The organism is Pseudarthrobacter sp. rb, from assembly GCF_056389225.1.
In genome coordinates this window covers 77,860-91,160 of sequence record NZ_JBWJAR010000017.1, presented here as the reverse complement: position 1 = coordinate 91,160, position 13,301 = coordinate 77,860, and the positions used below count along the sequence as shown (strand labels likewise).

At 62.3% G+C, this 13,301-nt stretch carries 9 protein-coding genes and 2 pseudogenes; 5 read left to right on the top strand and 6 right to left on the bottom strand.

The features are described 5' to 3' along the window. Nucleotides 1-2,260: S-layer homology domain-containing protein (locus ACWRN3_RS18680; protein WP_476741582.1), on the bottom strand; the 2,260-nt coding region annotated here is incomplete at its 3' end. A 10-nt stretch (nt 2,261-2,270) separates the two neighbouring features. Between ACWRN3_RS18680 and ACWRN3_RS18675 the strand changes: the two genes are divergently transcribed. From ACWRN3_RS18675 to ACWRN3_RS18660, 4 genes and pseudogenes are all read left to right on the top strand, one after another. Further along, nucleotides 2,271-2,405: a hypothetical protein gene (locus ACWRN3_RS18675; protein ID WP_476741581.1), complete on the top strand. Its 135-nt coding sequence runs from the start codon at nt 2,271-2,273 to the stop codon at nt 2,403-2,405. 646 nt (nt 2,406-3,051) lie between these two features. Beyond that, nucleotides 3,052-5,577: pseudogene (locus ACWRN3_RS18670) on the top strand (putative Ig domain-containing protein); the annotation flags it as partial. 55 nt (nt 5,578-5,632) lie between these two features. Further along, a pseudogene (locus ACWRN3_RS18665) lies at nt 5,633-5,848 on the top strand (hypothetical protein); the annotation flags it as partial. A 66-nt stretch (nt 5,849-5,914) separates the two neighbouring features. Next, nucleotides 5,915-6,334: an RCC1 domain-containing protein gene (locus ACWRN3_RS18660; protein ID WP_476741591.1), complete on the top strand. Its 420-nt coding sequence runs from the start codon at nt 5,915-5,917 to the stop codon at nt 6,332-6,334. Between the two features lie 1,094 nt (nt 6,335-7,428). Here the strand turns inward: ACWRN3_RS18660 and ACWRN3_RS18655 are convergent. From ACWRN3_RS18655 to ACWRN3_RS18635, 5 genes are read right to left on the bottom strand one after another with little or no spacing between them, the layout of a single operon-like run. Further along, entirely contained in the window at nt 7,429-8,949 is a 1,521-nt protein-coding gene (locus ACWRN3_RS18655) for an NAD-dependent succinate-semialdehyde dehydrogenase (protein ID WP_476741580.1), read from the bottom strand. Nucleotides 8,950-8,996: 47 nt separating this feature from the next. Further along, complete coding sequence (locus tag ACWRN3_RS18650; RefSeq protein ID WP_476741579.1) at nt 8,997-9,299, bottom strand: putative quinol monooxygenase; 303 nt, start codon at nt 9,297-9,299, stop codon at nt 8,997-8,999. Then, a complete protein-coding gene (locus tag ACWRN3_RS18645) occupies nt 9,280-10,167 on the bottom strand; it encodes an N-acyl homoserine lactonase family protein (protein ID WP_476741578.1) in 888 nt (295 codons plus the stop codon). Before ACWRN3_RS18645 ends, ACWRN3_RS18650 begins: the two co-directional genes overlap by 20 nt. Beyond that, nucleotides 10,164-10,592: a carboxymuconolactone decarboxylase family protein gene (locus ACWRN3_RS18640; RefSeq protein WP_476741577.1), complete on the bottom strand. Its 429-nt coding sequence runs from the start codon at nt 10,590-10,592 to the stop codon at nt 10,164-10,166. The genes ACWRN3_RS18645 and ACWRN3_RS18640 overlap by 4 nt, the downstream gene beginning before the upstream one ends. Before the next feature lie 29 nt (nt 10,593-10,621). Further along, nucleotides 10,622-11,551: an NAD(P)-dependent oxidoreductase gene (locus tag ACWRN3_RS18635; RefSeq protein WP_476741576.1), complete on the bottom strand. Its 930-nt coding sequence runs from the start codon at nt 11,549-11,551 to the stop codon at nt 10,622-10,624. Nucleotides 11,552-11,954: 403 nt separating this feature from the next. Between ACWRN3_RS18635 and ACWRN3_RS18630 the strand changes: the two genes are divergently transcribed. Beyond that, nucleotides 11,955-12,629, top strand: a complete 675-nt coding sequence (locus tag ACWRN3_RS18630) for a GntR family transcriptional regulator (RefSeq protein WP_476741575.1) — start codon at nt 11,955-11,957, stop codon at nt 12,627-12,629. The last annotated feature ends 672 nt before the right edge of the window (nt 12,630-13,301 follow it).

Below are 13,301 nucleotides of genomic sequence, written 5' to 3'. Positions count from 1 at the left end.
CCCCTCCGGCGGTATCGTCCCAGTAGGAGGTGAAGGTGACCGGGGCTGAGGAGGTGCCGTTGATTTTCAGTGCACCGTTGACGGCCAGGGCTGTGCTCCCGGCGAACTTGACCACGGTGCCCGCCTCGACCGTCAGCGTCACCCCCTTCGCAACCTCGAAAGGTACCCAGTCACCGTAGTGGGTTCCGAGGAGATAGGGCAGTCCAGTGGTGGGCATGGTCCAGTCCTCAATAAGGGTTCCGTCGAGTTTGATGACGTTACTCTTATTGCCCGCCGCGGTGTTGCCTGTAAGGTTCGACGGCTGCAGGCGGGTGTCCCAGATCTGATAAGGCGGGGTGTCATAGGTGATCCCGGTGACCGTGTTGTTCCTGACCTGCAGTGGTACGGCATCGGACGCGCGGTAGCCGGAGTTCACCAGGACGTATCCAGCGCGGGTCAACGTGTTGCCGTGGATCAGTATTTCCTTGGTCGACGAGTCACCGTCGACGCTCAGGCCACCGCTGTTATCCGTCACGGTTGAATCGGTGACCTTATAAATGGTGGGTCCATCCGCTTTGATAGTTGCCCCGTACCGAACGTTTAGATGGGTGGCGGTGAGTTCGGCGTCGTTGTTGATCTTTATGCCTTGCCAGTTACTGGCTGCTGGGCGGGTGGTTGTTCCGTCGCCGTTGGTGTCCCCTCCGGCGGTATCGTCCCAGTAGGAGGTGAAGGTGACCGGGGCTGAGGAGGTGCCGTTGATTTTCAGTGCACCGTTGACGGCCAGGGCTGTGCTCCCGGCGAACTTGACCACGGTGCCCGCCTCAACCGTCAGCGTCACCCCCTTCGCAACCTCAAGAGGTCCGTTGACGACGTAGGTGTCAGAGCACCCGGGGGCCCAGGTCGTATTACCTGCTACAACACCTGTTACCGTGCGGATGCTTGGTCTGCACTTTTCGGGCGTCGTCGTGGTGATGGAGGCCGGCAATGAATAATTTTGGCTGGCGTCGTGGGCGAAGAGTGCATATGAATAGGTGGTGCCAACGGATGCCGCTGTGTCGGTGAAGCTTGTGGCTGGGGTCGGAACATCGGTGATGAGTTGACCGTCGGTAACCGACGTGGGGGCGGTGGTTCCCTGGGCGCGGCGGATGCTGACGCCGGTGTAGGTACTGCTGGTCGGGTTCGTCCAGCTCAGCTCCACGCTTGTGGGCCCGGTCGCGACGGCTTTGACAGCAGTAACAGGGCCCACGGGTTGCACTGGTGTGGCGGGGTTGTCAGGGGTTGTGGTGGTGACTGTCGCTGCGATGGAGTAAGCGTTAGATGCGTCGTGGGCGAAGAAGGCGTAGGTGTATGTGGTCTTAGCTGCGGCGGCTGTATCGCGGAACGCGGTGGCGGGGGCGGGAACGTCGGTGATGGGTTGGCCGTCGGTGACCGAGGTGGGGGCGGTGGTTCCCTGGGTGCGGCGGATGCTGACGCCGGTGTAGGTGCTGTTGGTCGGATTCGTCCAGCTCAGGTCGACGCTTGTCGGCCCGGTCGCTACGGCTTTGACAGCGGTAACAGGGCCCAAGGGCTGCACTGGCGGGGGAGTAGGAACATTATTTGCGTACCGGTACATGAATGCGGCCATGGCGTCTCGGTTGACGGGGTTTAGTGGCCTGTACGTTTTCGACCCGTTCGTCTCAGTCCATCCGCTGCTGATCCCGGTAGATGCTAGCCAAGTGATCTGTTTGTAGAACACGTTGTCGGTCGCGACATCAGCGAAGGGGCTTGTCGCTGGTGGGGTAAAGGAGGGATTGCCGGCGAACCGGTACATGAATGCGGCCATAGCGTCCCGGTTGACGGGGGAGAGTGGGTGGTAGCTGCGTGTGCCGTCACCGTTGTCGTAACCGGTGGTTATACCGGTCGAGTTCAGCCACGTGATTTCCTTGTAGAACTGTCCGCCCGTTGTGATGTCGGTGAAGGGGGAGGTGGCCGGCGGCGTGAAAGCCGGGCTACCCGCGAGCCGGTACATGAAGGCCGCCATAGCATCGCGGTTAACGGCGAGGAGGGGGCGGTAGGTCCGGGAGCCGTCTGCTTCGGTCCAGCCGGTGCTGATCCCGTGTCCGGCGAGCCATGAGATCTCGCTGTAGAACTGGCTCGCGGCAGGGACATCGGTGAATGTCAGGGACGCCGTGGGCACCTGAACCGTTGTTGCGCTTGCCCTGGGTGCCCCAGGCTGCTGCGGGACAATGATCGACGGGGGCAGCCAAGGTGACGCTGCCGCGCCGGCAGTACCTGCCCCCATGGTGAGTAGGATGACGATCAAGGCGCCGATCGCTCTGACGAATGACCTGCTGCCGGAGCGAGAAATCACAGGCGGTTACCCCCAATTAAGCGGCCTGACACCGGGCCAGCTCCAAAACATCGCCGCCCTCGGCTCTGGCCGATAATACCGCGGTTTGGACCCGGCCCTAGCGATACTCATCTTCATCCCTTTAATCTGCGGTGTTCTTGATGAATTCTTGAGTTAGGGGTTAGAAGGTAAGGCAAAAGACTTAGGTGAATTGGCGGCGCTGGTAGTGGTGGATTGGGCCGCGTTTTGTGTCGGGGAATGCCAGTTGAAGGTTATTGCCTTGTGTTTTAGTCCCGTTGTTGGCGGGACGTGTTGCCTGGTGGTTAGATCAGAGTCGGTCTTGCAGTTGTGCGGGGTTCCACTCACATTTCTTGGTGGGTGCAGTTTCTTTTGGGGGAGCAGTAACTGTGGGTCTTTTCCAGCGTGTCCGTTTTTTGGTCGCTGTTTTCAGCATTTTTTCGGTATTCTCTTTGATCGTTGGTTCCGTACCGGCCAGTGCGTTCGACGGGACGACGGGTAGAGCGGGGACGGGCGTAGGGGCCGGGGGAGTCGCCCCGGCGTTGATCCCAACCGAGGCATTGCAGCCGCTGAACGCAGCCACGCAGACATTTCAGGATGTCGATGCCGCGAACCAGTTCTTTACCGAGATCTCGTGGCTGGCTGACCGTGGTGTGACCACGGGCTGGGATCAGGCTGATGGAAGCAGGATTTACGGGCCCCTGTTGCCCGTGAACCGTGACGCGATGGCCGCCTTCATGTACCGCCTGGCAGGCAGCCCGGCCTTCACGCCGCCGGGTGTGTCCCCGTTTTCCGATGTGGCGACGAACAATCAGTTCTATAAGCAGATCACCTGGCTTGCTGCGCAGGGGATTTCCACCGGCTGGAACGAGGCCAACGGCACGAAAACCTACCGGCCCCTTACTGCAGTGAACCGTGATGCGATGGCCGCGTTTATGTATCGGTACGCCGGAAGCCCACCGCTCGGCGCCCAAGGTGCGGCGTTCAGCGATGTGGCAACCAACAACCAATTTTACGCGCAGATCACCTGGCTGGCATCCGCGGGCATCTCTGCCGGCTGGGACGAAGGCAACGGCACGAAAACCTATCGGCCCCTGAACGCCGTGAACCGTGACGCAATGGCCGCGTTCATGTACCGGTTCTACCGCGTCACCCACCCCCTGGCGATCACAGATGGAACCCTGAATGACGGCGTCGCCGGCGCCAACTACCTCGATACGGTTACCGCGACAGGCGGCATCGCCCCCCTGAAATGGACCGGGACAGGCCTCCCGGCGGGTATAACGGTCACTGATGATGGAGCGATCACCGGCATTCCCACGAACACCGGAACGAGCACGGCAACGTTCACTGTCACGGACGCGGCCGGCTCGAAGACCACGGTAACGAGGACCCTGAAAATCCCCACAGCGCTCCCCGCTGAATGCATAGCCAAGGCATGCGCCATCCTCACCCCGACAAACCACACCGTGCAGGTCCCCGCGAGCGTGATCATAAACGTCACCCGCGACACCACCACACAGAAAGTCAACACTGTCACCCTCACCGGGCCCTCGGTCAACGGCACAACGATCGCAGTAGGCCAGTTCCTGGTCCTGGCCCCCACACCCTTGATCGAGTCCGGCGCCATCGGCTCCGTCACGAAGATCACCCCCAACGCCGGCGGGACCATCACGGCCGCTCTCACGCCCGCGACCCCAGGCCAGGCATACAACGCCGGCATCCTCCACAGCATCGACCCGACCGCACCCACCATCGCGTCCCAAGCGGCGCCCGGAATGATCTCAGCTCAGGCCTACAGGCCGGAAATGAAGTGCGAGGGAGGGATCACCGGAAAGGAAGCCGGGCTTTCCGTGACCCCGAATCTGTCGCCTGCCATGACGGCCACCTGGAAAAACCCTCTTCTCGGCGGAGTCGGGATCGATCTCTTCCAGTTCGACCTCACCGGCAAGATCACCGTCAATGTCGGAGCGAGCTTGTCCGGGCAAGGGAAATGTGAAATATCGTTCCCTGAACTGAAAACCACAGTCCCGGCCGGCCAGGCAGGAGTCGTCGTTATGGCAGCCCAGCCTGCTGTGACCCTTGACGTCTCGGGCAAAGTCGAACTGGGAACTTCGATCACGTTCATCTGCGGCGCCCAGTACCGGAGCCAAGGCGGGAAAGAGTCCCGCACCTCCTACTGTAAAACCGAGAACGACCCGCTGGCCCTGAACAGTGATAGCGGAGTCAACGCCAAAGCCACCGCCTTCATCGACATGCGCGCAGCCCTGGACGACATAGTCGGGGTAACCGGACAACTCAACGCCGTCGTCGACACTAAATACACTCCCGCGAACCACCCCATCGCTACGATCGATGGAAGCGTCGGATACGAACTCGGCGCTTGCCTACTCTGCTTCTGGCCCGAGTCACCCGCCAAAATCACCCTGCTCTCCGGCAACTTCTTCGAACAACGCATCGCCACCTACGACACCCCCATCAAGCCACCGGCCAGCACACCACCCCCGCTGGCGATCAGTGCCGCCAACATACCGGTGGCCACCCTCGGGGAAGCCTACCGGGCCACCCTCACCGCCACCGGCGGAACCGCCCCCTACACCTGGTCCGTCACCACCGGCACCCTCCCACCCGGCCTCACCCTCAACCCCGCCACAGGAACAATCACCGGGACACCCACACAAACCGGGACCCGTAATGTCACCTTCACCCTCACCGACAACAACCAAACAACCAGCAGCCTCACCACCACCCTCACCACGAAAGCTCCAACCCCGCCGCCCACAGCTCCGACAGGACTTACAGGTATCACGGCCGTTGCCGACGGTAACCACGCCGCATATGGGCTCAAGACCGACGGGACCGTTTGGGCGTGGGGAAACAACGACCACGGCCAGCTCGGTAACGGCACCACCACCGACAGCAGCGTCCCCGTCCGGGTCACAGGCCTCTCGGGCGTAGTCTCCATCGCCTCGCAATGGGATACAACATATGCCCTGATGCAGGACGGCACCGTCCGCGCGTGGGGCTCCAACGATAAGGGGCAGCTCGGCAACGGGACCACCACCGACAGCAGTGTTCCCGTGCAAGTAGCCGGCCTCACCGGAGTCCTGTCTATAACTGCCGGGGGGGACGAGACTGCGTACGCGCTGATGCGAGACGGGACCGTGCGTGCCTGGGGCTCCAATTACTCCGGTCAGCTCGGCAACGGCACCACCACGGACAGCAGCGTCCCCGTCCAGGTCACCGATCTCGTCGGCACTAAATCCCTAGCCGCAGGGATTCGCTTAGCCTACGCCGTGATGCAGGATGGGACCGTGCGTGCCTGGGGCTCCAATTACTCCGGTCAGCACCACGGACAGCAGTGTTCCCGTGCAGGTCCTCGGCCTCGCCGGCACCGCCTCAATAACGGCCGGGGCCGGCGCGTCGTACGCGCTGATGCAGGATGGGACCGTGCGTGCCTGGGGCTCGAATCACTCCGGTCAGCTCGGCAACGGCACCACCGCGGACAGCAGCATACCCGTCCGGGTCTCCGGACTCATCGGCGCCAAATCGATCTCAGCGTCGGGGAGTGGCAGTGCTAGCGCCCTCATGCAGGACGGGACCGTCCGAGCCTGGGGCTACAACGCTAACGGGCAGCTGGGCAACGGGACCACCACCGACAGCAGTGTGCCCGTCCAAGTTGCTGGCCTCACCGGCGCCACATCGATAAGCCCTTCGCTTAATGACCTCTACGCTCTCATGCAGGACGGGACCGTCCGAGCCTGGGGCTTCAATGGCTTGGGGGAGCTTGGCGACGGGACCACCACCGACAGCAGCGTGCCCATCCAAGTCTCTGGCCTCACCAGCGCCACATCACTATACGTAGCCCGCGGATACGACACCGTTTACGCCCTGATGCAGGACGGGACCGTCCGCGCCTGGGGCGACAACGATAAGGGGCAGCTCGGCAACGGCACCACCACCCCCAGCAGCATCGCAGTCCAAGTCGGCGTGCCTTCGGGGCCCTAGCCCTCCCCGTTCCGGGCGCTGAAAACGGAAATCTCCGTAGCCCTTATGTAAGAAGGACATCTAGGGCTCTTCTCGCCTCGGGTGAAGATTGTTCCGCCTGATTCAACCCGGCGCCCGCACTAGCGGGAACCAGGAGTGCTGACCTGGTGCCGGCCGCCGACAGGATGACGCTCCACGCGATACCCATGGCAGACCGTAGTGTCATGTTGAGCTCTAAAAGCTCGATGCCCGACCGTAAGAAATAGGAGAATCAAACCTTATGTGGACGCCTATAGGCTTCCAGCCTGACGTCAGGTTGGGGTGTGCCCATTGCCCGCCTCCGACCTTCAAAACAACGCCTTGAAGAAGCTCTCGTTTTCCTGAGACAGCATCTTGTCGAACTTGGCCCTCAGCAGAAGATCGGGTCGTCGGAATATCTTCCCGGTATCAGTGGATGGCAAGTTCGAGGGCGAGCACCGCCAGCCCGAGTGCGGTCATGATGGCAAGGACTAGGGATTCTGAGCCACGGCCTCACGCACAACCGTTTCACTGCGAATAACGTCACGACGACCAGCGCGCCAACGAGGGCCACCGCTATCGGCCGGAGTGCCGCACTTCAGTTACACCCATAGCGCTGAGCCCCAAGATCGCCATGGGCGCAACGAGTACGGCCGGGGACCCAAAGCTCACGTACATGAGATGGGCGAGTTTCGGCCTGGATGGCAGTGAGCTGTCCCGGACCATGTGGGCGATGACATCGGCAACGAGCACGGCCAGCAGCGTGCCCAAGACGGCTAGCAGGAGCGTGAGTGCAGCTCCGGCCACGGTTGCGTGTTCGGCGTCGCGTGGCTGGATATTGGCAATAGGTGCGGTGCTCGTGGAGAAGCGACACCATACAACCGTTGACATGGCCCTTCGGGCCGAAGGCGGGGTTTCATTCCGGCGCAGTTGCTCTCTCGGCAATCACGCCAATCAGCTGACTTTCCTGCGGGAACCGGGGTCGCTATCAATCCATACAGGCAGCTCGGCTTCGGGGGGCCGTAGTGTGGATGCGCAAGTGCCCGGCTGGGTAACCCAGCCGGGCATTTGCGCACCTTTGACCTGTCGCGGACGGACTACCTGGCGTAGGGGTCGGCGATGCCGATGTACTGCGTGTAGAGGTATTCCTCGATGCCTTCCAGGCCGCCTTCGCGGCCCAGGCCCGACTGCTTCACGCCGCCGAAGGGTGCGGCGGCGTTGGAGATGACGCCGGCGTTCAGCCCAAGCATGCCGGTTTCGAGATTTTCGCCCATCCGGATGCCGCGGTTCAGGTCCTTGGTGAAGACGTAGGCCACCAGCCCGTATTCGGTGTTGTTGGCCAGCCTGACGGCCTCGTCCTCGCTGGCGAAGGTGATGATCGGGGCTACGGGGCCGAAGATCTCCTCGGACAGGATCCGGGTGCCTTCTGTGACGCCGGAAAGGATTGTGGGCTGGTAGAAGTAGCCAGGACCCTCCACCGGTCCGCCGCCCAGGACGGCTTTGGCGCCGGAGGCGACGGCGTCGGACACCAACTCATGAACCTTGTCCCGGCTCTTGGCGTCGATCAGCGGGCCCACCTTGGACTCGGGCTCGGTACCGCGGGCGGTGGTCATCTCCTTCATCTTCGCGGCGAACTTCTCCGCGAACTCACCGGCGACAGACTCGTGCACGATGAAGCGGTTGGCTGCGGTGCAGGCTTCACCCATGTTCCGCAGCTTCGCCAGCATGGCGCCCGTGACGGCGGCGTCCAGATCGGCGTCCTCGAACACCACGAACGGCGCGTTCCCGCCGAGCTCCATGGAGGTCCGCAGCACGGTTTCGGACGCATCGGCCAGCAGGCGGCGGCCTACTTCGGTGGAACCGGTGAAGGACAGCTTGCGCAGGCGGGAGTCCTTGATCAGTGGCCCGGTGGTGGCACCTGCCGTAGAGGTGGGGATGACGTTGAGGACACCGGCGGGCAGGCCGGCTTCCTGCATCACCGCGGCGAACAGCTGGGAGGTCAGGGGCGTCAGGTTGGCCGACTTCAGCACCATGGTGCAGCCGGCGGCGACGGCCGGTGCGATCTTGCGGGTAGCCATGGCCAGCGGGAAGTTCCAAGGGGTGATCAGCAGGCAGGGACCTACCGGCTTCTTGGTCACCAGGAGGCGGGACTTGCCGTCCGGGGAGACCGAGTAGCGGCCGAAGGCCCGGACGGCTTCTTCCGAGAACCAGCGGAGGAACTCAGCGCCGTACGTCACTTCACCGCGGGCTTCGGCCAGGGGCTTGCCCATTTCCAGGGTCATCAGGAGGGCGAAGTCTTCTGCGCGTTCGGTGACCAGGTCGAAGGCCCGGCGGAGGATTTCGCCGCGTTCGCGCGGCGGGACTTTGGCCCAGGATTCCTGCGCGGCCGCTGCCGCGTCCAAGGCGGCCATGCCGTCCTCGGCTCCGGCGTCGGCGATGCTCAGCAGAACCTTGCCCATGGCGGGGTCTTCGATGTCGAAGGTCTTACCGGACGCAGCCGGACGCCACTCGCCATTGATCAGCAGGCCTGTGGGAACAGAAGCGAGCAGCTCCTGCTCCCGTTCCGTGGTGGGTGGGGGAGGGGAGTCAATGGTGGGCGACGACAATGTGGTCTCCATTTCCTTGGAGTTAGGTGGGGTCTGGTGTGGCGCGAAGCAGTGCCGTCTTAGTCGACGTGGGACTCAAAGGTGGATACGGTCCGGTTTTGCAGGAGCGGGATGATGGTTTCGGCACCGATCCGTTGGAAGTGCGGCGTCTGCCGATGGGCATCGAAGTCACCGGGGGTGCGGTAGGTCTCCAAAATGACGATCCGCGAGTGGTCCTCAACTCCTTGGAAGTATTCGTACCGGAGGTTTCCAGGTTCTTCACGGCTTGCCCGGGCCAGGGCGCCCAGGTTTTCGAGGACCTCGGCTACCCGTCCGGTGAGCGTTGTGTACGTGGCGACAACTTCAAATCTGGTTGCTGACATGGTGCTCCTTTTCTAGTCGGGAGGCCGGGAGGTCCCCTATCGTGACCGCATTGCCGCCCAGGGCGGCTTCATAAGGGGTGAAGCGGTGCAGCACATCCGGGTCATGCCCGGGAACGACAATCAGGTCCGTTGTCTGGGCTTGATCCTTCAGGTGCAGGAACACGTCATACATTTCAGGGAGGCTGCTGATCGCAATGAAGGGCATGTCCCGCTCGAGCTCTTCGTAGAAGTGAACGGCGTCCGAGGCGAGTATGACGGGACCGGCTGTGGTCTGGAGTCGGACCATGGCCTGCCCTGGGGTGTGTCCGCCTACTTCCACCACGTCGAGCCCAGGTGCCGGAGAGCAGTGGCCTGCGAAGAGATTGAGTTTTCCTTCACGGTAACGCCGGCGCAGGTAGGCGATTTCCGCCTGTTCGGCGTAATAGGCGAATTGGGTGTGCTCAGCCGTCGGTGAGGTCCAGAACCGGTATTCTGCTTCGGCCATGTGGAGGTTGGCCTGTGGAAACAGGTCGGCGTTTCCGATGTGGTCGTAGTGTCCGTGCGTGAGGATGACGTCGTCCACCTCTTCCGGTTCGATGCCGAGTTCAACCAGTGCCTGACGGGGGTGAAGAAGGAGTTCCCTGTCGCGTTTCAGGCCGGCACTTGGGCTGAAGCCGGTGTCGACGATGACTGTCCGGTGCTGGTTGCGGAGGATCCAGAAGAAGTAGTCCACTTTGGCTGGGCCGTCCGGCTCGCCGTAGAGGTGGTAGTTCAGGAACACTTCGCTGCGCTTTGTGGCCCGGGTGCCCATCCTGACCGCTATCACCTGGTACCGGGCGGTGCCCTCCGTCGCCGCAGGACTCTGCCAATCGGTGGTTTGTTGGCTCAAGAGGCCCCGCTTCCACCCTCGTGGACCTTGACTGTCGGTTCGATGCCGTCTGCGTCGACGACTTCGCGCCATGCTTCGAAGCCGGCCTGGAACGCGACAATTCCCGCTTCCGGAAGGGAAATCTCAATGGCTTCGAGGATTTCGGTCGGAGTCAGGCCCAGGTCGAGTGCGACCCTGATGTGGCTCTGGATGTGGCCTTTGGAGGCACGCATTACGGTGAGGCTGACGATGAAGATCAGTTCCTTGGTGCGGCGGTCCAGCGTGCGGTCGTCAAGGTAGGCTGCGGAGACGATGCCGTTAGCGGCCTGCAGCACGGGGAAGTCGTGTTTGGCCATTACCTTGTGATAGTCCAGCACGTAGCCGCGTTTGCGGGCCATGTCGTTGATGTATTCCTGGGCATCGGCGGTACCGGTTTCGGTGGTCATGGCAGTGGCCTTTCGTGTGGATGGTTGTCTTACTGGCGGATCGGGCGGGGGTCCCGGATTAGGACTGCGTTCACCTGTTCATAGTGCTTGACAAGTTCGGTGTGGTCAGGAGCGGGGTCGTCCAGTTGCTTGCGCAGGTTCTCGGCGATGGTCTGCGCTGTGAGCACCACCGGTCCCTCGACCGCATTGGACTCGAAGAGTTGCCGGGCGATTCTGAGGTCCTTGAGCATCAGGTCCATGGCGAATCCGGAATCAAATGAACCGGGGAGGATGTGCTTCGGATATTTGACTTCGGTCGCTTGGCTGCGGCCGGTGGAGTTGTTGATGACATCCACCATGACGTGCGGGGCGATGCCTGCTGACGCCGCTGCACAGATAATCTCGGCTGCGGCGGCAAGGTTGGTAGCAGACAGGAGGTTATTGAGCGCTTTGGCTGCGTGGCCGGTGCCTGAAGGGCCCACGTGCACGACACTGGTTCCCATGGACTCGAGTAGGGGGCGTGCGGCGGCGACTGCTTCGTCGCTGCCGCCGGCCATGATGGCCAGCTCACCTGTTATTGCCCGGGCGACGCCGCCAGAGACAGGGGCATCGACATAGTGGACGCCCCGGCGGCCGGCTTCCTCTGCCAAGGCGGTGGTGCTTCCGGGCTCGGAGGAGCCCATGTCGATGATCATCGAGCCGGGCCTGACGCGGTGAAGGATGCCCGGATTCTGGCGCAGGACAGCTTCGACTATTTGACTGTTGGGCAGCATGAGGATGACGGCTGCTATATTCCCGGGCAGGGTCTCGAGGTTACTTAAAGGTGTGGCGCCGCTTTCCTGCGCTGTAGCTGTCCTCGCCTCCGGGGTCTGGTCGTAGACGTACACTTCGCGGCCCTGCGCTAGACGTGCGGCCATGGGCCGACCCATGTTCCCGAGCCCTATAAAAAGTAACGCGGCCGTGGTGTCGATGGTTGTCATGGGGTGATTCCTCCGCCAGCAGTAGGCAAGGAACCTATGACGAAGCTGCACTCCTTGGGGGCGACCCTGAGTTGGGGCCGTCCGCGACCCTTGCCGGTGCGGCCCAGGTTAATGCTTTGACCTTGAATAATCACTCTTTACCACCTCTGAGTATCGCGGTTCGCGCACGACTTGAGAAGCACCTGGCGTCGATCAGCTGGGTCCGCCAAGTAGGGCTTCTTCTTCGAACATCGTTGCTCGCCCCCGGCCTTTAATCGCAGAGCCCGGTTTGGCGCAATCTGTCCCCTAAAGTAATACCGTATTACGGCGGGCGCTGTCCAGTGTGGTTCACGCCACTCGCGGTCTTCTTTTCGAGGGCAGACGGTATTATGTAAGGGATGATGCCTAGATGGGGAGCCCCGCGATGAATTCCGCCGTAAAAAGGACGGCCGCGCCGCTGAGGCAGGAGGTTACGGCGGCTTTGCGCCGGGCCATCGTGACAGCCGAGTTCGCTCCAGGCGAGAGGCTCGTGGAATCCGTGCTCTGTGAAAAGTTTGCCGTTAGCCGAACCGTTGTCCGTGAGGTGTTGAGGCAGTTGGAAGCGGAGGGACTGGTCACCATCGTCCCCAATAGGGGACCGGAGGTTGCTACGCTCACTGTCCGCGAGGCCGAAAGCCTTTACGAGGTCCGCCGCGCCTTGGAATCTCTGGCCGGAAGCCTTTTTGCCGAGCGCGCTACTGATGAGCAGTGCACTGGACTCGTCCAATGCCTCAATGAAGTGAAAAAGGCTATGGCCTCCGGTGATGCCGGCCGCAAGCTCGAGGTCAAGGACCAGTACTATGATGTGCTCCTTGCCGGGGCCGGTAACGACGAGATCTCCAGACTTCTCAAAATCGTCAATGCCCGCACGCAGGTGCTGCGCATGTACTCCTTATCCGCCGAGAACCGCGGGCCGCAAACAGTAGCGGAAATAACGAGAATCACGGCCGCCGCAGCCATCAACCGGGACCCGGACGAGACGAGGATCGCGTGCGAGGAACACGTGCGCAACGCCGCGGACGCCGCGCTTCTGGCCATGAGGCACTCCACCAGCCAATAACCCACTCTGACTTGAACTGCTCCCCGGAAGTCGACTGGGAAGTTCAGATCCGACTCCCGGGGCAATTTTATGCGCCCGTCTAGTTCGCAACCGATGATAAGCGCGGTGCAGCTGTAGCGTTGCTAAGTAGGGCATCGCGGTTACTGGCGTGTTACTGGGCCTATCTCGCTCGAATTTGAGCCGACCCTGGTCTTAAGGTTCATCACGGGTGAAACTACCCCGAATCATGCGGCCCAGGTTGGCTTTGTCCGCTGGGAGTACTGAAGACGTGGATTCGCGCGTACCGTCGCGAGGGAAACTGCGCGGAAGCTGATGCGTCCCCTGCGCCTTGCCTGACGGGCCGTAGAAAGAAGGCGCCAACTCCTACCCGGGTGAGCTGGGCCCGGTGTGCCAAACAGTCGAGCCGGGAAACCGAGGGGCTGGTGACATGGTCCCCACCGGCCGCAGGTCGCAGCCCTGACACTCCACGGCGCCGAAGGCCTGTACGCGGGGGCGCGCCAAAGCTGGGTTCCCTGGGCAGCTACCTATTCCCGCCCGCCGCTGACGCGCTGAGCTTCTCGCTTGGCCTGTATGGCGTCAAGGCACCGATGGCCGGTACCGACAGCAGCGGAAAAGCTGGCCATCAACGCCGGTACTACGAGGAGCTAATGGCCGGATCGAAGATCGAGGATC

Excerpts from the sequence above, each read along its gene's own strand:
- ACWRN3_RS18675 (WP_476741581.1), top strand. The coding sequence starts at position 2,271 with ATGACGATCAAGGCGCCGATCGCTCTGACGAATGACCTGCTGCCGGAG.
- ACWRN3_RS18660 (WP_476741591.1), top strand. The coding sequence starts at position 5,915 with ATGCAGGACGGGACCGTCCGAGCCTGGGGCTACAACGCTAACGGGCAG.
- ACWRN3_RS18655 (WP_476741580.1), bottom strand. The coding sequence starts at position 8,949 with ATGGAGACCACATTGTCGTCGCCCACCATTGACTCCCCTCCCCCACCC.
- ACWRN3_RS18650 (WP_476741579.1), bottom strand. The coding sequence starts at position 9,299 with ATGTCAGCAACCAGATTTGAAGTTGTCGCCACGTACACAACGCTCACC.
- ACWRN3_RS18640 (WP_476741577.1), bottom strand. The coding sequence starts at position 10,592 with ATGACCACCGAAACCGGTACCGCCGATGCCCAGGAATACATCAACGAC.
- ACWRN3_RS18635 (WP_476741576.1), bottom strand. The coding sequence starts at position 11,551 with ATGACAACCATCGACACCACGGCCGCGTTACTTTTTATAGGGCTCGGG.
- ACWRN3_RS18630 (WP_476741575.1), top strand. The coding sequence starts at position 11,955 with ATGAATTCCGCCGTAAAAAGGACGGCCGCGCCGCTGAGGCAGGAGGTT.